Source organism: Cryptosporangium sp. NPDC048952 (assembly GCF_043197895.1).
Classification (GTDB): domain Bacteria; phylum Actinomycetota; class Actinomycetes; order Mycobacteriales; family Cryptosporangiaceae; genus Cryptosporangium.
Map to the genome: position 1 here is coordinate 94,924 of NZ_JBICTY010000007.1, position 24,296 is coordinate 119,219.

A 24,296-nucleotide genomic window follows, 5' to 3' on the forward strand; every position below is an offset into this window, starting at 1 on the left:
CCGTCGAGCACATCCTCACCAAGCCTCGTGGGTGCAGGTCAGGGAAGGGCAAAACCCCGGAGCACCGTCGTATCCGCGAACGTGACGCACCGCTGGACGAGGCCGTCGCGCACGTCGAAGACCTGCACGGAGTGCGGGCGACCGTCCGGGGTCCAGGCCGCGAACGCCGGTCCGCCGTTGGCCTCGACCGGCACCGCGCGCCAACCGGTGCCGCGCATCGTGAACACGCGGTCCAGGAATTCCCGGTAGTGGTCCCGGCCGGCGAGCCAGAGCGCCACCGGCGGCATTTCCAGGACGACGTCGTCGGCGAGCAGTTGGGTCAGCGCAGGCACGTCGGCGGCTTCGAACGCCGCCAGATACTTCTCGACCACCGCGCGTTCGCCGGGATCGGCGGGTTCACGCAGCCCTTCGATCGAAACCCCGGCGGCACGTACGGTGGCTCGCGCCCGCTGCAAACTGCTGTTCACCGACGCCACGCTGGTGTCCAAGGTTTTTGCGACGTCCGCGGCGGGCAGTTGGAGCACCTCACGCAGCACCAGCGCCGCCCGCTGTCGTGCGGGTAGCAGTTGCAGCGCCGCGACCAGCGCCAGCCGCAGTCCGGCGCGCTGTTCGGTGGTGTCCGCGGGATCGGACGGGAACGGCTGCAGCCAGGGGATGTCGAGGTTCGGGATCAGCGGTACCTGGGGGTCGTCACCGGCCACCCCGATGCCGCTCGGCAACGGGCGCCGGGCCCGCCCTTCGAGCGCGGTCAGGCAGACGTTGGTGGCGATGCGGTGCAGCCAGGTGCGCACCGATGCTTTGTCCGGATCGTAGCGGTCGGCTGCTTTCCAGGCGCGGAGCAGCGTCTCCTGCACGAGGTCCTCGGCTTCGTCGAACGAGCCGAGCATCCGGTAGCAGTGCGCGAGCAGATCGCTGCGATACACCTCGTGATCCACACCGATGAGTTTGCGTCGCGCCGCAAGTACGTGGGGATGAGGAAGGGAGTTCAGACATGGGCGACGTCATCGTCATTCAGTTCGTGACGCTCGACGGGGTGGTTTCCGCCCCCGAGAACTGGGCGTTCCGGTATGGCGCGGGGCCGGTCAGCGACGACAAGTTCCGGCTGGGTGCACGGATGGAAGTTCAACTGTACGGGCGGCGGACCTGGGAGCAGTTCGCCCAGCTCTGGCCCTCTCGGGACACGTCGTACGCGCGGTTGATGAACTCGGTGCCGAAGTACGTGGCGACGCGGGGCGGGATCGATGCGTCGCGCTGGTCGAATTCGTCGGCGATCGAGGGGGATCCGTTCGCGTGGCTGAAGCAGGAGCAGCGGAACGTCGTGGTCATCGGGAGCACGAGTCTGGTGCATGCGCTGGCTGCTGCCGATCTGGTCGACGAGTACCGGCTGATCACGTTCCCGGCAGTGGTCGGCGCGGGTGACCGTCTGTTCGCGGAGCCGGCCGAGCTCCGTTTCGTCTCCGCCGAACAGACGGGCGTCACCACGCTGACCGTGTTGCGGCGCTGAGCTCAGGGACGGAGATCGAAGCGTGCGTGGCCGTCGGACTCGGGCCAGGAGACGTGCTGGTGCACCATGCGCCACTCACCCTGGGTCCGGCGGAACACGCGCGTGCCGCGGGACCAGCTCTCGGCAGCCGCGCCGTCCGTCATCCTGTTCAAGCCCCAGGACACGGCGAGGTCGTCGCGGACCAGGATCGTGAGATCCGGCACGTCCCAGGTGACGGTGCCGGTCGAGGACTCCAGCCCGGTGGCGCACACCTCGCGCACCGCGTCCACGCCCACGTACTGCAGCGGCGCTTCGTGCTCGTACGACACGACGTCGTCGGCGATACCGGCCATCATCGCGTCCAGATCCTTGGATGCCGTGGCGTCGAACCAGCGCTGGTGCAGGGCTGCGATGTCTTTCTCCGAATCGGAGACGGTGAACGAGTGGTGTTCGTGCGCCACGATCCAGCGGCCGTTCTCCCTGCGGAGGCCGAGCGTCAGCCGCAGGCGCCTGTCGGCGACGTCACCAGGCTCGCCGCAGCGCAGCAATGCCACCGCGAATGCGACGTCCTCCCCCGCGGTGACCTCCACCGACACCAGCTCGAACACCGCCCCGGACCGCAGCCATTCGAAGAACGGCGGCCACGTCGTGCGGTACTCGTCGATGCCCCGCACGCCGTTCTCGGGCGGGGGGACGTCGAACATCACGATGTCGTCGGCGTGGTCGGCGACCACGGCGTCCAGATCGCCGGCCCCGACGGCCAGCACCCAGCGTTCGATGAGTTCGTTGATCTCGTTCATACCCTTACAACCCCGCGGACGGGCCGAACTCATCGGGCAGGCCGAATTGTGTGAGGTCGGCGGTGAGGAAGGAGACGACTTCGGTGATACGGCCGTTCCTTACGGTCAGTACGTCGAGGCCGCCTGGGCGGTAGACGTCGTTCTCCCGCAAGTACGTACCGAACGCGAGCTGACCGTTCGCGACCGTGACCGCGAACTTCCATCGGAGGTTCAGCGGGCCGTCGAGCAGGAAGCCGCGGATCGCGTCCGTTCCCGCATACCAGGCCAGTTCCGGCGGCATCGAGTAGCGGGCGTCGTCGGCGAGGAGGGCGAGGATCGTGTCGACGTCGCCGGCTTCCCACGCTTGCGCGTACCTTTTCGCCAACTCGCGGACGCCCGGATCGTCAGGGCCTTCGGATCTCGGGGTGACCGGCAGGGCGGCGCGGGCCCGCTGGAGCGCGCTGTTCACCGCGGGCACTGTGGTGTCGAGGAGGTCCGCGACTTCGCTCGCGGAGAATCCCTGCGCTTCGCGCAGCAACAGCACGGCCCGCTGGAGTGCGGGCAGGTGCTGCAGCGCGGCCACGAACGCCAGTTCCAGGCGCTCGCGTGCTAGCACGGTTCCCTCTGGTTGTGCGTACGGTTCGATCCACTGCGGGTCCGACGCCATGCTGACGTCGGTCGGAAGCTCACGGCGGGCGCGGCGCTCCAGCAGGGTGAGGCACCGGTTGGTGGCTATCCGGTACAGCCAGGGGCGGATGCCGTGTCCCTGATCGGCGAAGCTGTCCAGGGCGCGCCAGGCCCGGACGAGCGTCTCCTGCACGGCGTCGTCCGCGTCGTGCACCGAGCCGAGCAGTTGGTAGCAGTGAGCGTGCAGCTCCCCCCGCACTCCCTCCACCACCCGCCCGAATGCCTCCTCGGAGTGCGCACCGGCGCTGGCGCCGTCGCGACCCGCGCTGCCCGCGGAGTTTTCCCAGACCGCTGAACTCGCACCGCCCGCCGACTCGCCGCCGCCACACGCGCCGCGTGCCGACTCACCACCGCCACACGCGGGACGTGCCGACTCACCACCGCCACACGCGGGACGTGCGCCATCGGGCGCGGGGTCCGTGCCACCAGGCGCGGGGTCCGGGCCACCAGGCGCGGGGTCCGTGCCACCAGGCTGGGGGTCCGCGCCACCAGGCTGGGGGTCCGCGCCACCAGGCTGGGGGTCCGCGCCGCCGGGCGCAGAGCTCGAGAGACCGGGCGCGGGGCTCGGGTCATCGGGCGCCGACCCTGCGCTCTCGATCGCAGGGCTCACAGCGTCGGAGGCGGGGGTCGGCTTGGCGGTCGCGGGGTTCGTCTCATGCGGACTCGGGTCAGGGTCTGGTCGTTGAGGTGGACGGTTTCGGTCTCCTCGGGGAGGTAGCCGTTGCGCTCGAAGACCGGCGCGGCGCGCCAGGAGGCGTGGGTGACGGTGGCGACGTCGGCGACGGCGTCGAGGAGGGCGCGGGCGACGCCGCGGCCGCCGTATGCGGGGTCGACGAAGAGCTGGTCGACCTCGCCGCGTTCGAGCGTGTTCCACGGTTCGAGCGCGACGGCGACGAACCCGGCCGGTTCGCCGTCGACCATCGCGATGAGCGTGCGGGTGTGCTCGATCAGCGCGCGATGCTGGTCCACCGACCGCGCCGAAACCCACGCCTCGAGCTGGTCCGGCGTGTAGTGCTCCGCCGCCGAGCCCCGAATCGCCCTCAGGCTCAGCGCATAGATCGTCTCGGCGTCACCGAGCTCCGCGACACGAACAATTGGCACCGTAGTTCGGTTGGACACCCCGCGACCCTAAGCACCGCCACCCCCGAACACCACCCACCAACGCAACATCTGCAGGCTCACCGGCCCACTCGGGCCAGAACCCCGACCGGTGCCGCACCTCGACAACTCCGCACCCCGACAACTCCGCACATCGCGAAGCGCGCAGCGCGGAGGGCGAAGGCGGCGCAGCGCGGAGGGCGAAGGCGGCGCAGCGCGGAGCGCGAAGGCGGCGCAGCGCGGAGCGCGAAGGCGGCGCAGCGCGGAGCGCGAAGGCGGCGCAGCACGGAGCGCGAAGGCGGCGCAGCGCGGAGCGCGAAGGCGGCGCGCGCAAAGACGGCGCGCGTGGGAGCGGCGCGCGTGGGGGCGGAGACGCGTGGGATGAGCCGAGGGTGCGGGTCGGCGGAGGAGCTGCGTGGGACGGTGGGCGGAGGCGTGGTGAGTCGGCGGCGCCGGCCGGCGGGCGCGGAAGCGCGCAAGCCCAGGCGCAGAAGCGCAGGCGCGCAAGCGGACGCAGGCTCAGAAGCGCAGGCGCGGACGCGGCGCGGACGCGGGCTCAGAAGCACAGGCGCGGACGCGGACGCCCAGGCGCGGGAGCGCGGGTGGGGCGGGCGCGGAGCGGGCGCGGAGCGGGCGCGGAAGCGCGGGTGGGGCTGGCGCGGAGCGGGCGCGGAGCGGGCGCGGAGCGGGCGCGGAAGCGCGGGTGGGGCTGGCGCGGAGCGGGCGCGGAGCGGGCGCGGAAGCGCGGGTGGTGCGGAGGGAAGGCGGGACCGGCGGGGAGATGGCGCTCGTCGGGAGCCGGCGGAGACCTCCCCGCGGGCGGTGGTGCGGGGGGCGGCGTGGTCAAGGGGCGGGAACGGGTTCGCGGGTCTCGATGGGAAGAACCGCGGGGAAGGCGGTGCGGGAGGCGCGGACGATCACCAACGCGGCTCCGGCCAATACCGCCGCTAGCAGCGGCAACCAGCCCAGCCACCCGGCGCTGACGAAGCGTTCGCCGAGAAGCGAGCCGCCGCCGATGCCGATCTGGAACGCGACGACGTAGACGGCGGAGGCGGCGTCGCCGGTCGCGGGGGCGACGCGCAGGACGGCGGCTTGCAGGATGATGGGGGTCGCGGTCATCGCGGCGCCCCAGGCGAGCACGGCGACGACGGTCGGCACGGGGCCGAGCACCGGCACGAGTGCTGCCAGCGCGACCACCATGACCGCGATCAACGTGGCGAGCAGGCGGCCGGGGCTCCGGTCGACCCAGCGGCCGATGATCCAGTTGCCGAAGAGTCCGGCGACGCCGAAGCCGAGCAGCAACGCGCTCAGCGCCGTGCCTTCGAGGCCTGCGTCGCGCCGGACCAGGGGCGCGAGGTAGGTGTAGGCGGCGAACAGTCCGATCATCAGTACTGCGGTGGTGGCGCAGATCGCGAAGAGGGAGCGGTCGCGCAGGACGAGGAACGCGGTCTTGATGCCGGCTTTCGTGGTCTCGCCCGACAACACGGGGAGCGTGGCGAACAACGCCGCGACGCAGATCGCGCCCACGACCGCGAGGATCGTGAGAACTACGCGCCAGCCGAGCCACTGCCCCAGCGCCGTGCCGAGCGGCACCCCCAGCACGATCGCCAGCGAGTTGCCGAGGAACACGAGTGCGATCGCGCGGCCTCCCTGGCCCGGTGGCACCAGGCGTGCGGCGATCGGCGCGATCGTCGCCCAGAAGACCCCGTGGGCGAGCGCGCAGAGGAGTCGGGCGATGACGACCAGCGCGAACGTCGGGGCGAGCGCGGCCGCGAACTGCGAGATCGCGAACGCGGCGACGGTGCCGGCGATCAGCGCGCGCCGGGGGAAGCGCATCGTGACGGCGGTCAGCGGGATCGACGTCAGCCCCGCCACGACCGCGTAGCTCGTGACGAGCAGGCCGATGGACGCCTCGGTCACGTTCAGGTCGCGGGCCATCTCCGGGAGGAGCCCGATCGGGATCGTCTCGGCGGTGACATACACGAACGTGGAGGCGCCGAGGGCAGCCAGGGCGGCACGATGGTTCACCGCGACAGAATAAGCTCGGTCGCGGAGTAAAAAGAAGGAGCTGCGATTGTGACGACGCGCTCAGCCCAGTTGCTGCGGATTGTGCACGCTCGTCCGGGCGTGACCCGGGCGGAGGCGGCGCGGCTCATCGGGGTGGGCACCGGGGCGGCTACCGAGTTGGTGGGGCGGCTCGGTGCGGCCGGACTCGTGCACGAGCAACCCGCGGCGCCGAGTGGGGCTCGGGGGCGGCCTACGACCGCGCTGGTGCCGCATCCGGAAGGGCCACTGGTGGCGGCGGTGTCGATCACGCACGAGGCGTGGCAGGTTGCCGCGGTGGAGCTCGGGGGGCGAGTGGTTTCGAGCACGCTGGGGTCGCACCGGGGCGGGGATCCTTCGGTGGTTCTCGGTGCGGTGCGGGGAGCCGTCGACGCGCTCGGGCCTCGGGTGCGCGGGGTCGGGGTTGCGGTGACCGGGCCGGTGTCGCGGGATCAGCGGGTCGAGGCGGTCGGGTTGGGGTGGCACGCGTTGGATCTGTCACCGCTGCGGGCGGGGGCGGCGGTGTTCGTGGTGGGGAATGACGCGATGCTCGCGGGGGCGGCGGAGTCTCGTCGCGGGGCCGCGGCGGGGGCTGCGGTGGCGTTGCACGTGCGGGTGGCCGCTGGGATCGGTGGGGCGATCGTGGCTGATGGGCGGGTGGTTACCGGGGCTATCGGTGCGGCTGGTGAGTTCGGGCATCTGCCGTTCGGGGAGCCCGGGCGTTCGTGTTCGTGCGGGGCGTCGGGGTGTTGGGGGAACGAGGTCGATGGCACGGCTTTGGCTCGTCTCCTGGGCGCCCCACGGCCCCCGGATCCCATTGCGTATGCGCGTCGCGTGATCGCCGCTGCACGCGCCGCCGGCGGCGGCTCGGCCGGCGCGGATCTGGCCAGCGCGGATCTGGCCGGCGCGGATCTGGCCGGCGCGGATTCGGCCGGCGCGGATTCGGCCGGCGCGGATTTGGCCGGCGCGGATTTGGCCGGCGCAGGCGCGGAGCGGGTGGCGGTGGAGGAGGTGGCCGGGGCTTTGGGGCGGGGGATCGCTGGGCTGGTGAACGGGCTCGACCCGGATCTCGTCACCGTCGGGGGCCTTGGTGTGGAGATCCTGGCCGCCGCCCCCGACACGGTCCACACCGCCTACCTCGCAGGCCTCATGCGCTTTCGGCGCGCCGCCGCCCCACCCCTCGTGGCCGCGACCCTCGGTGACGACGGCCCGATCGTCGGCGCGGCCGAGGAAGCGTGGAACGTACTCCTAGAAGCGCTCTGAGCGCCGGAGGTTCGCCCGCACCGCCGCGACGTCCGGATAACCGTTCACGGCCATGAGCAGATCCGCCTCCGCGAGCAGCATCCGCACCACGTGCGTCACCCCCGCGACCCCACCAACCGCCAGCCCGTACACGTACGGACGCCCGATCCCCACCATCGTCGCGCCCAGGCCCAGCGCCGTCACCACGTCCGACCCACTCCGCACACCCGAGTCGAACAGCACCGGCACCTGTCCGTCGCAGGCCTCGACGACCTCCGGCAGCAACTCGAGCGAACCGAGTCCACCGTTGGCCTGCCGACCCCCGTGGTTCGAGCAGTAGATCCCGTCCACTCCCCCGTCGATCGCCCGGCGCGCGTCGTCGGGGTGCGAGATCCCCTTCAGGATCAGCGGCAAGTCCGTCAGGGACCGCAACCACGTCAGGTCGTCCCAGGTCAGCGGATTGCCGAAGATCCGCGCCCAGGTCGGCACGACCGGCTCGGAACCCGCGAGCTTCGTGAACACGGGATCGCTGGTGTAGTTCGCCAGCACGTGCCCCCGCAACTGCGGGAAGTTGCCGGTCGAGAGGTCACGCGGCCGCCACCCCGGCACCCACGTGTCCAACGTGACGACGATGCCCCGATACCCCGCGCGCCCAGCCCGCTCGACCAGGCTCGCGGCCAGGTCACGGTCGGTCGGCGTGTACAGCTGGAAGAAGCTGGGCGTCGACCCGGCGTGGCCGATCACCTCCTCGAGCGGATCCTCCATGAGCGTCGAGAACACCGCCGGCACGCCGGTTGCCGCAGCTGAACGCGCAACCGCGACGTCCCCGTGGTGGTCGTGCGTCACGAGCCCCACCACCCCCACCGGCGCCAAGAAGATCGGACTCGGGAACGTCTGCCCCCACACCGTCACCGACAGGTCCCGCTGCGCCGCCCCGACCAGCATCCGCGGCACCAGCCCCCACTGCGCGAACACCTCGGCGTTGCGTCGCTGGGTCGCCTCGTCCCCCGCCCCGCCCGCGATGTACGAGTGCAGCGAGGGCGGGAGCGCCTCCGCCGCCCGGCTCTCGAGCGTCGCGTAGTCCATCGGGAAATCCGACACCCGACCGTTCAGCCCGTCGAGGTAGATCTCGAACTGGTAATCCGCGAAGCTCATGCGAGCTCGAGGTTCAGCAGGTAGGTGTACTGCTGCCCGGAGTGCAGGTCGCGCTCCTCGACGCCACCCTGCGGCGATCGTCGAGGGTAAGAGATCTTCAGCACCCGCAGATCCGCGACCGGATACAACAGCACCGACCCCGGATCGACGCCGTACACCGCGCCGATGGTCTCCGCGCTCAGAGCCGTCGCGTACCGGTCGTAGTTCTCCTGCCCGTCGAACATCAGGTCGATCGTCACCCAGAACGGCCCGGCGACCTTCGACCGCACGTGCCGGCAGACCTCGCTGACCCTAGGCATACACGCCCACCTCCACGAACTGCATGCGGACGAGCTCCAGCGGATCATCGACGCTGACGATGTGGTTCAGCTCGAACTGATAGGCGGGGCCGCGGGGGACGTCGCCCGGCGAGAACGGCCAGCCGTAGCTCGGCAGCTCCATGCCCGCCCGGATCGGCATGTGGAAGAAGTACGGGTTGCAGGCCTTCGCGACCTCGTTCGCCAGCTCCTGCGTCGCGGCCGTGAACACCCCGAGCAGCCCGATCTCGAGCGGCACCGCCCCGTCGGTGCGAGGCATCCCGCTGACCGCGTTCCACCCGTACAGGCGGAGCGAGATGTGGAAATCATCGACGCCCGTGGCCGACTTCGCCCGGTCGGTGAGGACCTGCAGCATCTTGTCGTGGAACGTCTGCGGGTCGGCCAGGACGTCGGGATCGGTGATCCCCACCAGCATGATCGTCTGGTACAGCCGCCCCGAGGCGCCCTCGAGCTTCATCGTGTAGGGCTGCGGCGACCACGCCGACCCGGTCACGCGCACCTTCCGCTCGGTCAGCTGCGTGTACCGGCAACCCGTCACGTCGAGCTCGCCGCCCGGCTCGGTCAGCTTCCACGGATTCTTGTTCTCGTACAGCAGGTGCGCCGAGATGCTCTCGGTGGTCGCGACGAAGTCCGGGTGCACCGGCTCGATGTCGAAACCGTCGTCGTGGATCTCGAGGAACACGCCCCGCTGGCCCGTGTTCGCCGACGTCGCCTGGCCCGCGCACTCGGCGATCTTCCCCGCGTGCCAGCACGCCGCCTTCGGCGCGCCCTTCCAGATCGGGAACGCGCCGATCACCGCCGGATCCGAGGAGCGTCCGCCGATGATGATGTCCGCTCCGGCGTCCAGTGCCGCGAAGTACGGCTCAGGTCCCATCAGAGCGACGATGTGCAGGCACGCGTCGATCGTGGCGTCGTCGAGACCCCCCAGCGGAGGCAGCGCGCTGATCTTGCCGTCGGCCAGTTTCTGCTTGACGAGCGTCGGGGTCTGCTCGGAGTAGAGCAGCGCGATCTTCGGCGCGTACCCCAGTTCCTGCGCGACCTCCACGACGACGTCCCGGGTCCAGTCGACGTTCAGGTCCCCGCCGGCCTGCCCCGCCGTGCCGATCAAGATCGGGATACCGGCCTTCTGCTGGGCACCCATGATCAGCGTGAGGTCCCGCTTCACCGAGCCGCGGTCGTTCTTCGACACGCCCTTGGCCAGGTACGCGGCGCCGCTGTCCGTCGACCCCGCGTCCAGCGCCATGACGTCGGGGCGGCGCTCCAACGCGAGGTCGATCTCCTCGGGGAACAGCCCGACGCCGAGCGAGCCCTGGGGTACGTACACCTTTACCGACATCACGACTCCTGAACGACCGGGTTGACGAGCGCCCCGATCCGATCGATCTCGATCCGGCACTCGTCGCCGGGCTTCATCCAGATCTGCGGGTCGCGCAGAGCTCCCACGCCGTCGGGGGTGCCGGTGACGATCACGTCGCCGGGCTCCAGCGTCATCGCCTCGGACAGCGTCGCGACGAGGTTCGCCACACCGAAGATGAGGTCGGCGGTGTTGGCCTGCTGCAGGACGTCGCCGTTGAGGACGGTGCGGATGCCCAGCCCGGTGCAGCCCACGGGGAGCTCGTCCGGCGTGACGAGCTCCGGGCCGAACGCACCCGTGTCGTCGAACGTCTTGCCCATCGTCCACTGCGGGGATTTCATCTGGAAGTCGCGGACCGACCCGTCGTTGAACAGCGAATAGCCCGCGACGTGCGCCAAGGCATCCGCCTCGTCGATGTGCCGTCCACCTGCACCGATGACGACGGCGAGCTCGCACTCGTAGTCGAGCAGGTCCGACGCGTTCGGGCGGACGAGCGGGGCGCCGTGTCCGACGAGGCTGTTGGCGAACCGGGCGAAGACGGTGGGGTAGCCGGGGACCTCGAAGCCGCTTTCGGCGGAGTGGGCCGCGTAGTTCAGGCCGATGCAGAGGATCTTGTCCGGGCGCTGGATCGGTGGCAGGTAACGGAAGTCCGCCAGCAGGGGTGCGTCGTCGAGGTTTTTCGCTAGACCGGGCAGGTCCATGAGGTGGGACTTCAGGTCACCGCCGAGCTCGGCGACGGGACGTCCGCGGTAGCCCTCCGGGGACTTGATCGCGACTCCCTCGTCGGTGCCGGAGGCATAACTGATGAAGCGCACAGACACTCCTGTGGGTGGGGTGTTTCGGTGTTTCGGTGTTTCGGTGTTTCGGTGTTTCGGTCAGGCGAAGGTGATTGCGCCGGTGAGCGCGCCGGCGGCGATGGCCAGCAGTGTCATCGCGATGGCCCAGGGCAGGGCGAAGCGCTGGAGCGATCCGATGTCTGTTCGGAGGAGGGTCGCTACCAGGTAGATGGGTGCGATGAGTGGGCTCAGTGAGTGCAGGAACATGCTGGGCAGCACCGAGTGGGCGATGACTTCCGGTGCGATGCCGAAGGCTGCTGCCGTCTTGGCCAGGACGGGGACGACGCCGAGGTAGAAGGCGTCGTTGGACAGGATGAACAGGAGTGGGACCGAGACGACGGCCACCACGAAGGCGAAGCCTGCGCCCCAGCCTTCGGGGACGTGGTTCACGAGGGCGTTGGACATCGCTTCGACCATGCCGCTGTCGTTGAGGATGCCGGTGAAGGCGCCTGCGGCGAGGATGATCGTGATCAGGTTGATCACCGTGCCGCTGTGGGGCTTGAGTCGTTCGTCCTGGTCTTTGAGGTGCGGGAAGTTGACGGTTACCGCGATGGCGAAGGCGATCATCACGACCGCTGGGGGTGACAGGATCTCCAGGCCGAGGCTGACGATCATCAGGATGGTGAGCGCCAGGTTGAACCAGATGTTCTTCGGCTTCGCCGCCAAGCGCCGCGCCTGCCGCCCCGAAGCCACAACCCCACCCTCGGGCTCCGCGCCCACGGGCTCAACGCCCACACCCCCACTCTCGACGCTACCCGCCTCGCGCTCCACCCCGATCGCGCCGGGTGCACTGGCCCCACTCGAGGCGCCATCCGGGCCGGGGTCGCCGGCCGAGGTCGTTGCGTTCGGCCTGCCGGCCGCGCTGGGACCGCCAGTCGCGCTGGCCGCGCTGGAGCCGCCGGGCGCGCTGGCCGCGCTGGAGCCGCCGGGCGCGCTGGCCGCGCTGGGGCCGCCGGGCGCGCTGGGACCGCCGGGCGCGCTGGGACTGCGGGTCGCGCTGGCCGGGATGGGGGCGCCGGGCGCGCTGGGACCGCCGGGCGCGCTGGGACTGCGGGTCGCGCTGGCCGGGGTGGGGGCGCCGGGCGCGCTGGCCGCGATGGGGCCGCGGGACGCGCTGGCCGGGATGGGGGCGCCGGGCGCGCTGGGCGGGATGGGGCCGCGGGGCGCATTGGGGGTGGCGGCCGCCGCGTCGCCGGCTCCGGATGCGCCGGTTGATTGGGAGGCCGCAGCGAGAGTGGTGGTCAGTTTGGATAGGCGGGCGCGTTCGGTGCGGCCCAGGACGTAGGCGAAGGCCAGGCAACCGGCCAGGCAGACGAAGAACGTGGGCAGCATCGGCACGACGATGTCGGCCACGTCGATCTTGAGCGCAACAGACATGCGCGCCGCCGGCCCACCCCAAGGCATCCAGTTCAAAATCGGGCTGATGAGCCCCAACAGCATTGCGATGATCAACGGATTGATCCCGACCCGACGGTAAATCGGATACATCGCGGTGATCGTGATGAACGCGGCGGTCGAACCGTCCCCATCGAATCCCACGACCATGATCAAAACTGCAGTGCCCACCACGATCCGCACCGGATCCTCGCCCACAACCGCGAGGATCCGCCGAACCAGCGGCTCAAAAAGACCGCACTCGATCATCACCAGGAAATACAGCAACGCAAAGGCCAGGAACACCGCGGTGGGCGCGGTCTCGACCAACCCCCCGACCATCATGTCGCCCAGCTCCGTACCGAACCCACCGATCAGCCCGAACACGGTCGGCACGAGCACGAGCCCGGCAACCGCCGACACCCGCTTCGTCATGATCAACACGGTGAATACCACGATCGTGGCGAGACCCAGCAGAGCAATCATCGGCGTTCCTCTCAGCCTCCACGAGGCCGACTGTGCGTGCGACGGTGCAGCGCCGGTCACGTTACGAATCGCGCCCGAGATTCACCAGTGCGAAAGTCGCATCCTTCGATACGGCAGATGAATAGCGTCCGATCTCGACGATCGCCCTTATGCGTTAGACGCATCAATTGGTCAACGCTTTCTACTGGCCCCACGCTCATTCCGACGCCTACCGTCGACGGGATCCAGCCGCGAATTCGACGGGAGAAATCGGTGTCGACGACGTTTCCGATGCGCGTGAAGCCAGTGGATCTGGGCCATCTCGAGGGTCGCCAGGAGGCCGTCCGCATCAAGATGGGCCCGTTCGCCGAGGGCGACTCGACGGCCATGGTCAAGACGTTCCTGAACTACCCGGAGTTCTCACGCTCCCTCGGCCGCCTGACCACGCGCGTCAGCCTGACCAGCGACCTTCCGCCCCGGCTGGCCAGGTTGGCCGCCCTGCGCGCGGCATGGCTGTGCGACAGCGAATACCTGTGGGCCCACCTCCGCGAGGACGCCGCCCTCAACGACCACCTCCTCGACGCGGTCGCGCGCGCCGGAACGAGCGACGCCCCAAGCGACGCCACGACCGGCCCCACGACCGGCGCCGCGAGCGGCCCCACGACCGGTGGCGCGAGCGGTGGCGCGACCGGTGGCGCGAGCGGCGGCACGAGCGGCCCCACGACCGGTGGCGCGAGCGGCGGCACGAGCGGCCCCGCGAGCGGTGGCGCTAGCGAGCGGCTCACTGGTATCGAGCGGCACGCGATCGAGGCGATCGACGAGCTCCACCACACCCACCACCTCTCCGACGAGAAGTGGTACCGCATCGACCGCCTGGGCCCGAACGCCCTGCTCGACCTCATGTCGACCTACGCCGTGGTCGTCACCCTGGCCGCGGCCGGCAACAGCATGGGCGTCCAACTCGAGGACGGTCTCACCGGCTGGGACCGCGAACACGTCATCCCCGACACCACGAAAGCAGCCCCACGCACTCTGTTGAAACGCGTCTTCGAAGCCGACTACGCCGACCTGAGCCCGGAACAGATCGAGCAGACCAACCGCATGGGCCGACGTGGCAAGCCGACCACGTCGAAGCTGCAGAAGGCGATGATCAACTACCCCGCCTTCGGCCGCTCGATGAGTTCGTTCGGGAAGCGCGCGATCGACGACACCAGCCTCCCCACCCGCGTCTGGCAGCTGGCCTGCATGCGCACGGTCTGGCTGTGCGACAGCGAGTACCTGTGGTCGCAGCACCGCAAAGCGTGCCTGAAGATCGGCGTCACCGATCAGGACCTGCTCGGCGTCGCCGAGGGGCCGGCGAGCCCGAACCTGCGGGGCTTCGACCGGACGATCGTCAGCGCGGTCGACGACCTGTACTACAACAACCGGCTCTCCGACGAGAACTGGGACAAGTTCGACGAATTCGGGTCCGAAGGCGTCACGGACCTGATCCTCGTCTACGGCCTCTACGTCCTGCAGTCGTGCGTCGCCCGCAACTTCGGTACGACGCTCGAGGACGGTTCGCTGGGCTACCTGCCCGAGCTCGACGCATTCCGGAGCCTTCAGCATGTCCGATAAGCACTTGCGCTCCCAGGAATGGTTCGGCGGCTCCGGCGCGAAGAACTTCACCCACCGGGCCTGGGTGCGCAGCCGTGGTGTGCCGCAGGACCACTTCGACGGTCGTCCCGTCATCGGCATCTGCAACACCTGGTCCGACCTGACCTCCTGCAACTCGCACTTCCGCGAGCTGGCGCAGCACGTGCGCGAGGGCATCCTCGAGGCCGGCGGCGTCCCGATGGAGTTCCCGGTGATCTCCACCGGCGAGACGCTGACCCGCCCCACCGCGATGCTGCTGCGCAACCTGGCCAGCATGGACGTCGAGGAGACGCTGCGCGCCAACCCGCTCGATGGCGTCGTGCTGATGATGGGGTGCGACAAGACCACCCCCGGCCTGCTGATGGGCGCGGCGAGCGTTAACCTGCCGACCATCGGCATCTCGGCGGGCCCGATGCTCAACGGCAGCTTCCGCGGCGCCCCGTTCGGCGTCAAGGACGCCTGGCACCTCTCGGCGGACGTCCGCGCGGGCCGGGCCACGATGGCCGACGTCGAGGAGGCCGAGTCGTGCCTCGCCCGTACCGTCGGTGTCTGCAACGTCATGGGCACCGGCTCGACGATGGCCGCGATGGTCGAGGCGATGGGCATCGGCCTGCCGCACAACGCCGCGATCCCCGCCGTCGATGCCCGCCGACGAGTGCTCGCCCGCATGGTGGGGCGCCGCATCGTCGGCATGGTGCACGAGGACCTGACGATGGACAAAGTCGTCACGCGGACCGCACTCGAGAACGCGATCAAGGTCAACGCTGCCATCGGTGGATCCACTAACGCGGTCATCCATCTGACCGCGGTAGCACGGCGGATGGAGGTGCCGCTCGACATCGAGGACTGGCACCAGATCGGCCGGGACATCCCGACGCTGCTCAACATCCAGCCCTCGGGCAGCTACCTCATGCAGGACTTCCACGAGGCCGGTGGCCTACCGGTGATCATCCGGGACCTGTGCGAGGCGGGCCTCCTGAACGGCGACGCGCTGACCGTCACCGGCCGCTCCCTGGCGGAGAACAACGCGCACGCGCACTGCCTCAACGACGACGTCATCTACTCGGTGGACAAGCCGTTCAAGGCGCACTCGGGCATCGCGGTCCTGCGCGGCAACCTGTGCCCCGAGGGCGCGGTCATCAAGCCGTCCGCCGCGGATCCGCAGCTGCTGAAACACACCGGCCGGGCCGTCGTCTTCGAGAACCAGGACGACCTCCACCAGCGGATCGACGACCCGGACCTGGACGTCGACGACGACAGCGTTCTCGTGCTGAAGAACTGCGGACCCCGCGGCTTCCCCGGCATGCCGGAGCTGGGGATGATCCCGATTCCCGCGAAGCTGCTGGCCCGGGGCGTCACCGACATGGTGCGCATCTCCGACGCCCGGATGAGCGGCACGTCGTTCGGCGCTGTCGTCCTGCACGTCTCTCCCGAGGCCGCCGTCGGCGGCGCTCTCGCCGTCGTCCGCAACGGCGACGTCATCGAACTCGACGTCGCGGAGCGCCGACTCGATCTGAAGATCTCCGACGACGAGTTGCAGCAGCGGCTCGCCGAGCGGACAGCGCCGCACCCCAAGGCGACGCGGGGCTACGCGAAGCTCTACGTCGACACCGTGAACCAGGCCCACGACGGTGCCGACCTGGAGTTCCTGATCGGAAGGAGCGGCAGTGACGTCCCCCCGGCTCAGCACTGATCGCTACACCAGCGAGCGCGGCACGGTGTACCTGTCCGGGCTGCAGGCGCTGGTCCGGCTGCCGCTCGACCTGCGCCGGCACGACGTCGCCGCCGGTCGCGACACCGCCGCCTTCATCAGCGGGTACGAGGGCTCACCGCTGGCCGGGTACGACCTCGAGCTCGCCCGGCAGAGCGCGCTGCTCGACGAGCACGGGGTCGTGTTCACGCCGGGGCTCAACGAGGAGCTCGCTGCCAACGCGGTGCAGGGCAGTCAGCTCGTGGGCACGCAGCCCACGAAGAAGCACGACGGCGTGATCGGGATCTGGTACGGGAAGGCGCCCGGCCTGGACCGGGCCACTGACGCGCTCCGGCACGCCAACCTCGGCGGCGCGCATCCCGAGGGCGGCGCACTGGTCGTGGTCGGGGACGACGCCACCGCCAAGTCGTCGACGGTGCCGAGCAGCTCGGAGATCGCGATGGCCGAGCTGGGATTACCCGTGCTCAGCCCCGGCGATCCGCAGGACATCCTCGATCTCGGGGTGCACGGCATCGCGATGTCGCGCTTCAGCGGGCTGTGGGTGGGGATGAAGGTTGCGACCAACGTCGCTGACGGATCGGCCACGATCGAGGTGGGGCCGGATCGGGTGCGGCCGGTGATTCCGGACAACCGTGTCGACGGAGCTGCGTACGTGCACGAGGTCACCGCTCGGTTCGTGCAGCCGTTGCTCGCCGAGCTGGAGCGCAGTGTGGCGTCGAAGCGCGCGGTGCTGGCTTCCCGGTATGCGGTGGCGAACGGTTTGAACTCGGTCTTCGGGGCCCGCGACGCGACAGTGGGCATCGTCGTCTCCGGGGCGAGCTACCTCGATACCCGGCAGGCGCTCGCCTCGCTCGGGCTCAGCGAGCTCCCCGGGATCCGGCTGCTCAAATTGAGCCTGGTGTTCCCGCTCGACCACGACCAGATCATCGAGTTCGCCGACGGGCTCACCGCGATCATCGTCGTCGAGGAGAAGCGCGCGTTCATCGAGACCGCCGTCAAAGACATTCTTTATGGACGCCCTGGCGCCCCCGCTGTCTCCGGCAAGACCACCCCGGACCGCAAGCCACTCCTCCCCGCCCACGCGGCGTTGGGCCCGGAACTCATCGCCACCGCCCTGCGGGCGCGCCTCTCCGAACACATCGCACCGCCGAGCGGGCCGCGCGCGGCCACGCCGCGAGGGGCGGAGCCCGCTCGGGCGCTGCTGCCGCTGCTCCCCCGCACCCCCTACTTCTGTTCGGGGTGCCCGCACAACCGGTCCACCGAGACCCCCGACGGATCGCTCGTCGGCGCGGGAATCGGCTGTCACGCCATGGTCGGCCTGATGCCCAGCACCCGCGTGGGCGAGGTCGTCGGCATGACGCAGATGGGCGGCGAAGGCGCCCCGTGGATCGGCATGCACCGGTTCGTGACCGCCCCGCACCTGATCCAGAACATCGGCGACGGCACGTTCCACCACTCCGGCAGCCTCGCCGTCCGAGCCGCCGTCGCCAGCGGCGCCAACATCACCTTCAAGCTCCTCTACAACTCCGCCGTCGCCATGACCGGCGGCCAGCAGGCGGTCGGCCGGATGAGCGTCGCCGAGATCGTCAGCGAGCTGACGGCAGAGGGCGTCAAGCGCATCGTCGTCACCACCGAGGACCCCACGCGCTACCGAGGAATAAGAGGCATCGACGTCCGGCACCGCGACACCCTGGTCCCGACCCAGGAGGAGCTCGCCACGATCCCTGGCGTCACCGTACTGATCCACGACCAGGAGTGCGCTACCGAACTGCGCCGCAAACGCAAACGCAAACTCGTCGACGTTCCGACCGAGCGCGCGTTCATCAACGAACGGGTCTGCGAGGGCTGCGGCGACTGCGGCGCGAAGTCGAGCTGCCTCTCGGTGCAGCCGGTGAGTACCGAACACGGCCGCAAGACCCGCATCCACCAGGCGTCGTGCAACGTCGACCTCTCGTGCCTGGACGGCGACTGCCCGTCGTTCCTCACCGTCACGCCCGGCACGAAGAAGACGAAACCCACCGCTGAGGACCTCGGCGATCTTCCCGCGCCCGCCACCACGGTGAACGCCGACGAGTTCAGCATGCGGATCACCGGCATCGGCGGCACCGGTGTCGTCACGACCGCGCAGATCGTCGCGACCGCGGCGGCCCGCTCCGGCCGGTTCGTGCGCACGCTGGATCAGACCGGACTCGCCCAGAAGGGCGGCGCCGTGGTGTCCGACGTCAAGATCGCGACGCGGCCGCTCAACCGGGCGAACCAGGTCGCGCGCGGCGAAGCCGACCTGTACCTCGGCTGCGACCTGCTGGTCGCAGCCGGCCCGACCTACCTCGGTGTCGCCGACCCGGCCCGGACCGTCGCGGTGGTCTCGACCGCCGAGGTACCCACCGGCGCGATGGTGACCGACACGTCGGTCGCGTTCCCGGAGACGACCCGCACCGTCGATCAGATCCAGGCCGCGTCCCGCGCCGACCACAGCCGCTTCGTCGACGCCCGCCGCCTGACGAAAGACCTGTTCGACGACGACCAGTTCGCGAACCTCTTTCTCCTCGGCGTGGCGTTCCAACTCGGCGCGCTGCCGCTGCCGCCGGACACGCTGGAGGAAGCGATCGGCCTCAACGGGGTCCAGGTCGAACGCAACGTCCAGGCGTTCCGCCGGGGCCGCCAGCTCGTCTCCGATCCGAGCGCACTCCTGGCCGCGCTGCCCCCGTCGACCCCCACGACGGTCGAGCCCTCGCCCGAAGCGGTCCGGACAGCCGAAACCGTGCGCGCACGGAACGACGGTGAGCTCGCGGCACTGGTCGTGAACAGGGTCGCCGATCTGATCGCCTACCAGGGCCCCGGCTACGCGACGAGTTACGTCGAACTGATCGAGAAGGTCCGCGCCGCCGAAGACGCGGCCGTGCCCGGTTCGGAGGAGCTCGCGCTCACCGCAGCGCGGAACCTGCACAAACTCATGGCCTACAAGGACGAGTACGAGGTCGCGCGGCTGTCGCTCGACCCGGCGCTCGACGCTGCCCTCCGGGCCGAGTTCGGCCCGGGGTACCGGGCCTCCTACCGGCTGCATCCACCGGTGCTGCGCGCGCTCGGGATGACGAACAAGCTGACGCTCGGCCGCTGGTTCCGCGGGGCGTTCGTACTGCTCCGAGCCATGCGACGCCTCCGCGGTACGCCGTTCGACGTGTTCGGGTACGCCTCGGTGCGTCGCGTCGAGCGGGCGCTGGTCACCGAGTACCGCTCGATCCTGACTGAGCTCACGTGCACCGTGAGCGCCGACGACCTCGACACCGCCGTGGAGATCGCCGCGCTCCCGGACATGATCCGCGGCTACGAACACGTCAAGCTGCGTAACGTCGACGCCTACCATCGGCGGCTGACCGAACTCAGAACGGAAGCATCTTTCCGGGGTTGAGGATCCCGAAGGGATCCAGGGCGTTCTTGACCGCCAGCTGGGCGCGGGTCGACACCGCGCCCAGCTCGGTCTCGAGCCACGCGCGCTTGAGGACACCGACGCCGTGCTCGCCGGTGATCGTGCCGCCCAGGTCGAGCCCCAGCTTCAGGATCGCTTCGAACGCCGCCTGACCGCGCCGGGTGGCGTCCACGTCGGTGGCGTCGAAAACGACGACGGGGTGCATGTTGCCGTCACCGGCGTGCCCGTTGACGGGAATGCGGACGTTCAGCTCGCGGGCGATGTCAGCGACACCGGACACCAGGGGCGCCAGTTGGCGCCGGGGGACGCACACGTCCTCGACCAACAGACCCAGCCCCAGTCCTTCGAGCGCCGGTCCGATCAGCCGGCGCGCTTCCACGAGCAGTTCGCCCTCCTCGGGACTCTCGGCCACGACGACGTCGATGCTCCGATGCCGACGGCAGGCGTCGGCAAACGCTTCCAGCTCCGAACCGGCGACGTCCGACTGCATGATCAGGAGCGCGCCGACGTCGGCGCCGAAACCCAGGTCCCGATGGGTGGACACCACTTCGATCGACGCTGCGTCCATCAGTTCGAGCAGGGACGGCCGCAGCCCGGAGGCCATCACGTCGTTGACTGCCCGGCAGGCGTCGGTGACGTCGGCGAACGTCGCCGCGGCGGTCAGCGACGGCGCCGGAGCGGGCCGCAGCGCGACCGTGACCTCGGTGACGACGCCGAGCGTGCCCTCGGACCCGACGAAGAGGTGCGTGAGGTCGTAGCCGGCGACGCCCTTGGCGGTACGCCGTCCGGTGTGGAGCAGCGAGCCGTCGGCCAGCACCACTTCGAGCGCGCGGACCGCGTCGCCGGTGACGCCGTACTTCACGCAGCACAGGCCGCCGGCGTTGGTGGCGACGTTGCCGCCGATCGTCGAGAACTCCCACGACGCCGGGTCCGGTGGGTAGAACAGGCCCTGTTCGGCGACGGTCCGCGACAGCACCGCGTTGACGACACCGGGCTGCACCACCGCGAGCTGCTCACCGGCGTCGACGTCGAGGATGCGGTTCATGCGTTCCAGGCTGAGCAGCACACATCCGTCGACGGCGTTCGCGCCGCCGGACAGGCCGCTGCGTGCCCCCTGCGGCACGACCGGCACCCGGGCCTCGTGCGCCGCGCGCATCGTGGTGACCACGTCGTCGGTGGAGCGCGCCCGGACCAGCACCGCCGCGGTGCCGGTCGGGCAGAACGGGGCGTAGTCCGACCCGTAGGCCGCGAGGACGTCCGGGTCGGTGGTCACGACCCCGTCGCCCAGCTGGGCCAGTAGGACATCGGCGATCATGCGGTGATCCCTTCGCTCGCCCAGATCGGTGCGTTCAGTGCTCGGAAGCGCTCCAGCTCGCCCGGTGCGCCGTACTCGCGGATGACGTCGGCGTCGGTGAGCAGTGCGCCGGTGCGGTGCCCGGGCTGCGTCGCGAGCAGGATCGCCGCCTCCACGTAGCTGTCGGGCGGCGAGACCCGGTGGGCGCGCTCGGCCAGCGCCTGCGGGCTCCGGCTCGCGAGCCACCCGGGCGTCGCGATCGCGGCCACCGGGCGCAGCGCGTTCACCGCGATCCCCGCCTCGCGCTGCTCGGCCGCGAATCCGAGCGTCATCTCCTCGACGACCCGCTTGGTGACGCCGTACGGGCTGCTCCTGTGCGCCGCGACCGACGAGACCGTGATGACGTGTCCCCCGCCCTGCGCGGCCAGCACCGGGACGACGGCCCGGACGAGGTGGAACACGCCGTGCACGTTGACGCGGAACTGCTGCTCCCAGTCCGCGGGTGTCACCGTGGAGAAGCCGCCCGCTGCGAAGTGGGCCGCGTTGGCCATGACGACGTCGAGGCGTCCGGTCACCGCGAGCGCCCGTCGGACGAGCGCGGCGATCGAGTCCGGATCGGCGACGTCGACGGGCGCCGCGTGTGCGGTGCCGCCGCTGTGCGCGATCAGCGCGACCGTTTCGTCCAGATCCGACGCCGAGCGGGCCGCCACGATCACTGTCGCACCCTCGGCCGCGTAACCCAGCGCGCAGTACCGGCCGAGCCCGCGGCCGGCACCCGTGATCAGCGCGGTCTTCCCGGTGAGTCGTCCCGACATGACCGCGACCCTAACCACGGGAAGCGCCGGAGGTACCTACGAGCGAGGCATCGTTTCATGCACATCGTGACTGTTGCCGCGTCCTCCGAGAGAGGCCTACGATCGCCTGTTACACAGCACCGGGAGCCTCTCGTGGACATTGAATGGCTCGAAGACTTCATCGCGCTGATCGACCACGGGAGCTTCTCGCGCGCGGCCGAGGCGCGGTCGGTGAGCCAGCCGACGTTCAGCCGCCGGATCCGCTCACTGGAGAAGTGGGTCGGAACGACGCTCGTCGACCGCACCACCCACACCCTCCGGCTCACTCCGGCCGGTGAGCGGTTCCGCACCGTCGCCGAGGAGACGCTCCGCCGCCTCCGCGTGGGGCGCAACGAGGTGCGGCTGCTCGCGCGGGCCAGTTCGAAGACGCTTCGCCTGGCGTCGACTCATGTGTTGTCGATGACGTTCTTCCCGGCGTGGCTGCGGCAGATGGATCTGGAGTCGCCGACGAACGGCACGATGGAGCTGACCGCGGACAACATGGTCGCCTGCGAGAAACGCATGGTGGAGGGGAAGTCGCAGTTCCTGCTGTGTCACCACCACCCGGCGGCGGCCACGCGGATGGATGCCGACTTCCGGTCGATCCGGCTCGGTGAGGATTTGCTGATCCCCGTGCTGTCGCCGGAGCTGGCCGAGCGGTACGCGCTCAACGCCGCTCCGCAGCTGGCGTTCACCGAGGAGTCCGGGATGGGGCGCATTTTGAAGGCGGCGTGGCTGGCGTCCGGTCGGCGGCCGCCGCGTCGGCCGATCTTCTCGTCGCACCTCGCGAGCGTGCTGGTCGAGATGGCGCGCGATGGTCGTGGGGCGACCTGGACGGCGCGCAGTCTGGTGGAGGACGACCTCGAGTCCGGGCGCCTCGTGCACGCCGGTACTCCCGAGGACGACATTCCGATCGAGATCCGGCTCTGGCGGGCGAAGGCCCGGCAGGCACCGGTGGCCGAACGGTTCTGGGAGAAGGTGAAGAAGCGTTGCCCTGAGGGCAAGGTGGCCTTTCCGTGAGCGGGCTTATTCGCTGAAGTTCGGCTCGTTACGGTCCGGTCATGGCTCGCATTCTCGTCACGACCGATTATCTGCGTCCCGGCGACGCGGTGGACGTCTACCTGCGTGAGCACGGTCACGAGACGGTGCACGAGCCGATGACGAAGCGCCGCACCGAGGAGGAGCTGGTCGCTCTGCTCGACGGCATCGAGGGCGCGTTGATCGCGAACGAGCCGATGACTGCGGCGGTGCTGTCGCGGGCCGAGACGCTTCGGGCTGTCGTGCGTACGGGTGTCGGGTACGACTCGGTCGACGTCGCGGCCGCTGATCGGCTCGGCATCAGTGTCAGCAATCTGCCGGGGATCAACGCCAACGCCGTCGCGGAGTACACGATCGGGTTGATGCTCGATGCGTCACGCCACCTGGTCGCGCTGGCTTCCGGCGTCGCGGAGGGTCGGTGGCCCCGGACCGACGGGCACGAACTGCGCGGGTCGACGCTCGGGTTGGTGGGGTTCGGCGCGACCGCGCGCGCCGTCGTGCCGCTCGCGCGGGCGTTCGGGATGACGATCCTGTGCTTCAGCTCGGTGGATGACGACGTGCCCGGCGTGGAGTTCGTGGAGCTCGACGTTCTGCTCGGGCGGTCGGACGTCGTGTCGCTGCACTGTGCGCTGAACGACGCCACCCGCGGGTTGATCGGCGCCCGGACCTTGGCCCTCATGAAGCCGTCCGCCCTGCTGGTGAACACCGCACGGGGTCCGATCGTCGACGAGTCCGCGCTCGCCGACGCGGTGCGCGCGGGCCGGATCGCCGGGGCCGCGCTCGACGTCACCGCCGTGGAACCGCTGCCCGCCGACAGCGTGCTGCGTGGCATCGACGGCATCACTGTCTACTCCCACATGGCCGGCCAGACCGCCGAAGCCCGCGAAGCCGCCGGCCGCGAAGGCGCCATCGAGCTCGTCGCCGCGCTAAAAGGCAAGCCCCGCTTCCGCGTAGACGCGTAACCGACCACCGCGCGCGTCACCGCTTAGCCGACCACCGCGCGCATCGCCGCTAGCAGGTCCGCTCCGGAGGGCGTACCCGCCGGATCCGCTAGCCAGATTGCGGCCAGGCCGCCCAGGAGCGCCTGGTAGAGGGCGCCTACCTGGGCCGGGGCGCCCTCGGATGCTCCGCCGAAGAGCTCGACGAGGCCGAGCCGCGCCTCCCGGTGCGCACCGGCGAACAACTCCCGCACCTCCGGCGGCAGATCCCGCTGCGCCAGCAGCTCGAACTGCACCGCCCACAGTGCCCGGTTGGCCGCGAACGACTCGATCACCCGGTCCCACGTCTCCGCGAATCCCGAAGCCGACGACGACGCCAACGAGCGCGCCAGCTCCTGCCCCCACTCGTCCAGCGCCTGCACCAGCGCAGCCTGGAGCAACGCTTCCTTCGTGCCGTAGTGGTAGCCGATCGCCGCGAGGCTCACCCCCGCGCCGCCGGCGATGTCCCGGGCTGTCGTCCGCGCGTACCCCTTGGTCTCCAGGCACCGCTTCGCAGAGTCCAGGAGGTCTTCTCGATTTCCCATACC

Annotated in this window: 19 protein-coding genes and 1 pseudogene; 7 read left to right on the forward strand and 13 right to left on the reverse strand. The window is 70.3% G+C overall.

Annotated features, from left to right (window positions below):
- Window positions 1–38 precede the first annotated feature (38 nt).
- Window positions 39–935 carry an RNA polymerase subunit sigma-70 gene (locus ACGFY5_RS33960; protein ID WP_392726616.1) on the reverse strand — a complete coding sequence of 299 codons (897 nt, stop codon included), beginning with the start codon at window positions 933–935 and terminating at the stop codon, window positions 39–41.
- Between the two features lie 56 nt (window positions 936–991).
- Here ACGFY5_RS33960 and ACGFY5_RS33965 point away from each other — a divergent pair, with 56 nt between their 5' ends.
- A complete protein-coding gene (locus ACGFY5_RS33965; protein WP_392726618.1) occupies window positions 992–1,504 on the forward strand; it encodes a dihydrofolate reductase family protein in 513 nt (170 codons plus the stop codon).
- A 2-nt stretch (window positions 1,505–1,506) separates the two neighbouring features.
- On the opposite strand, the gene ACGFY5_RS33970 is transcribed toward ACGFY5_RS33965, so the two are convergent.
- From ACGFY5_RS33970 to ACGFY5_RS33985, 4 genes and pseudogenes are all read right to left on the reverse strand, one after another.
- Window positions 1,507–2,283, reverse strand: coding sequence for a YybH family protein (locus ACGFY5_RS33970; protein WP_392726621.1), 777 nt, complete (start codon window positions 2,281–2,283; stop codon window positions 1,507–1,509).
- A gap of 4 nt (window positions 2,284–2,287) precedes the next feature.
- Window positions 2,288–3,199, reverse strand: a pseudogene (locus ACGFY5_RS33975) (RNA polymerase subunit sigma-70); the annotation flags it as partial.
- Between the two features lie 356 nt (window positions 3,200–3,555).
- Window positions 3,556–4,068 carry a GNAT family N-acetyltransferase gene (locus ACGFY5_RS33980; protein ID WP_392726623.1) on the reverse strand — a complete coding sequence of 171 codons (513 nt, stop codon included), beginning with the start codon at window positions 4,066–4,068 and terminating at the stop codon, window positions 3,556–3,558.
- Window positions 4,069–4,890: 822 nt separating this feature from the next.
- Window positions 4,891–6,075, reverse strand: coding sequence for an MFS transporter (locus tag ACGFY5_RS33985; RefSeq protein WP_392726624.1), 1,185 nt, complete (start codon window positions 6,073–6,075; stop codon window positions 4,891–4,893).
- A 48-nt stretch (window positions 6,076–6,123) separates the two neighbouring features.
- On the opposite strand from ACGFY5_RS33985, the gene ACGFY5_RS33990 reads away from it, so the two are divergent.
- The gene (locus tag ACGFY5_RS33990) at window positions 6,124–7,353 is read left to right on the forward strand and encodes an ROK family transcriptional regulator (protein ID WP_392726627.1); all 1,230 of its coding nucleotides are present in this window, start codon (window positions 6,124–6,126) and stop codon (window positions 7,351–7,353) included.
- Here ACGFY5_RS33990 and ACGFY5_RS33995 read toward each other — a convergent pair.
- The 5 genes from ACGFY5_RS33995 to ACGFY5_RS34015 are packed head-to-tail and all read right to left on the reverse strand — an operon-like array spanning window position 7,339 to window position 12,914.
- On the reverse strand, window positions 7,339–8,487 hold the full coding sequence (locus ACGFY5_RS33995; protein ID WP_392726629.1) for an alpha-hydroxy-acid oxidizing protein: 1,149 nt from the start codon (window positions 8,485–8,487) through the stop codon (window positions 7,339–7,341). The genes ACGFY5_RS33990 and ACGFY5_RS33995 overlap by 15 nt on opposite strands.
- Complete coding sequence (locus tag ACGFY5_RS34000) at window positions 8,484–8,786, reverse strand: DUF4387 domain-containing protein (RefSeq protein ID WP_392726630.1); 303 nt, start codon at window positions 8,784–8,786, stop codon at window positions 8,484–8,486. The genes ACGFY5_RS33995 and ACGFY5_RS34000 overlap by 4 nt, the downstream gene beginning before the upstream one ends.
- The gene (locus ACGFY5_RS34005; RefSeq protein WP_392726633.1) at window positions 8,779–10,140 is read right to left on the reverse strand and encodes an acyclic terpene utilization AtuA family protein; all 1,362 of its coding nucleotides are present in this window, start codon (window positions 10,138–10,140) and stop codon (window positions 8,779–8,781) included. The genes ACGFY5_RS34000 and ACGFY5_RS34005 overlap by 8 nt, the downstream gene beginning before the upstream one ends.
- Entirely contained in the window at window positions 10,140–10,973 is an 834-nt protein-coding gene (locus tag ACGFY5_RS34010) for a fumarylacetoacetate hydrolase family protein (RefSeq protein WP_392726635.1), read from the reverse strand. The genes ACGFY5_RS34005 and ACGFY5_RS34010 overlap by 1 nt, the downstream gene beginning before the upstream one ends.
- A 60-nt stretch (window positions 10,974–11,033) precedes the next feature.
- Complete coding sequence (locus ACGFY5_RS34015; protein WP_392726638.1) at window positions 11,034–12,914, reverse strand: SLC13 family permease; 1,881 nt, start codon at window positions 12,912–12,914, stop codon at window positions 11,034–11,036.
- A gap of 192 nt (window positions 12,915–13,106) precedes the next feature.
- On the opposite strand from ACGFY5_RS34015, the gene ACGFY5_RS34020 reads away from it, so the two are divergent.
- From ACGFY5_RS34020 to ACGFY5_RS34030, 3 genes are read left to right on the forward strand one after another with little or no spacing between them, the layout of a single operon-like run.
- Window positions 13,107–14,450 (forward strand): carboxymuconolactone decarboxylase family protein, encoded by a 1,344-nt coding sequence (locus ACGFY5_RS34020; RefSeq protein ID WP_392726640.1) that lies wholly within the window; start codon window positions 13,107–13,109, stop codon window positions 14,448–14,450.
- Entirely contained in the window at window positions 14,440–16,161 is a 1,722-nt protein-coding gene (locus ACGFY5_RS34025) for an IlvD/Edd family dehydratase (protein ID WP_392726641.1), read from the forward strand. Before ACGFY5_RS34020 ends, ACGFY5_RS34025 begins: the two co-directional genes overlap by 11 nt.
- A complete protein-coding gene (locus ACGFY5_RS34030; protein WP_392726644.1) occupies window positions 16,136–19,588 on the forward strand; it encodes an indolepyruvate ferredoxin oxidoreductase family protein in 3,453 nt (1,150 codons plus the stop codon). Before ACGFY5_RS34025 ends, ACGFY5_RS34030 begins: the two co-directional genes overlap by 26 nt.
- Here ACGFY5_RS34030 and ACGFY5_RS34035 read toward each other — a convergent pair.
- Together ACGFY5_RS34035 and ACGFY5_RS34040 are read right to left on the reverse strand one after the other, a co-directional pair.
- Window positions 19,560–20,921, reverse strand: coding sequence for an FAD-binding oxidoreductase (locus ACGFY5_RS34035; protein ID WP_392726647.1), 1,362 nt, complete (start codon window positions 20,919–20,921; stop codon window positions 19,560–19,562). The two genes, ACGFY5_RS34030 and ACGFY5_RS34035, sit on opposite strands and share 29 nt — an antisense overlap.
- The gene (locus ACGFY5_RS34040) at window positions 20,918–21,715 is read right to left on the reverse strand and encodes an SDR family NAD(P)-dependent oxidoreductase (RefSeq protein WP_392726650.1); all 798 of its coding nucleotides are present in this window, start codon (window positions 21,713–21,715) and stop codon (window positions 20,918–20,920) included. The genes ACGFY5_RS34035 and ACGFY5_RS34040 overlap by 4 nt, the downstream gene beginning before the upstream one ends.
- Window positions 21,716–21,847: 132 nt before the next feature.
- Between ACGFY5_RS34040 and ACGFY5_RS34045 the strand changes: the two genes are divergently transcribed.
- Window positions 21,848–22,753 (forward strand): LysR family transcriptional regulator, encoded by a 906-nt coding sequence (locus ACGFY5_RS34045; protein WP_392726651.1) that lies wholly within the window; start codon window positions 21,848–21,850, stop codon window positions 22,751–22,753.
- A 41-nt stretch (window positions 22,754–22,794) separates the two neighbouring features.
- Window positions 22,795–23,733 carry a phosphoglycerate dehydrogenase gene (locus ACGFY5_RS34050; protein ID WP_392726653.1) on the forward strand — a complete coding sequence of 313 codons (939 nt, stop codon included), beginning with the start codon at window positions 22,795–22,797 and terminating at the stop codon, window positions 23,731–23,733.
- 23 nt (window positions 23,734–23,756) lie between these two features.
- Here the strand turns inward: ACGFY5_RS34050 and ACGFY5_RS34055 are convergent, their stop codons facing one another.
- Complete coding sequence (locus tag ACGFY5_RS34055; RefSeq protein WP_392726656.1) at window positions 23,757–24,293, reverse strand: TetR/AcrR family transcriptional regulator; 537 nt, start codon at window positions 24,291–24,293, stop codon at window positions 23,757–23,759.
- Window positions 24,294–24,296: the final 3 nt, after the last annotated feature.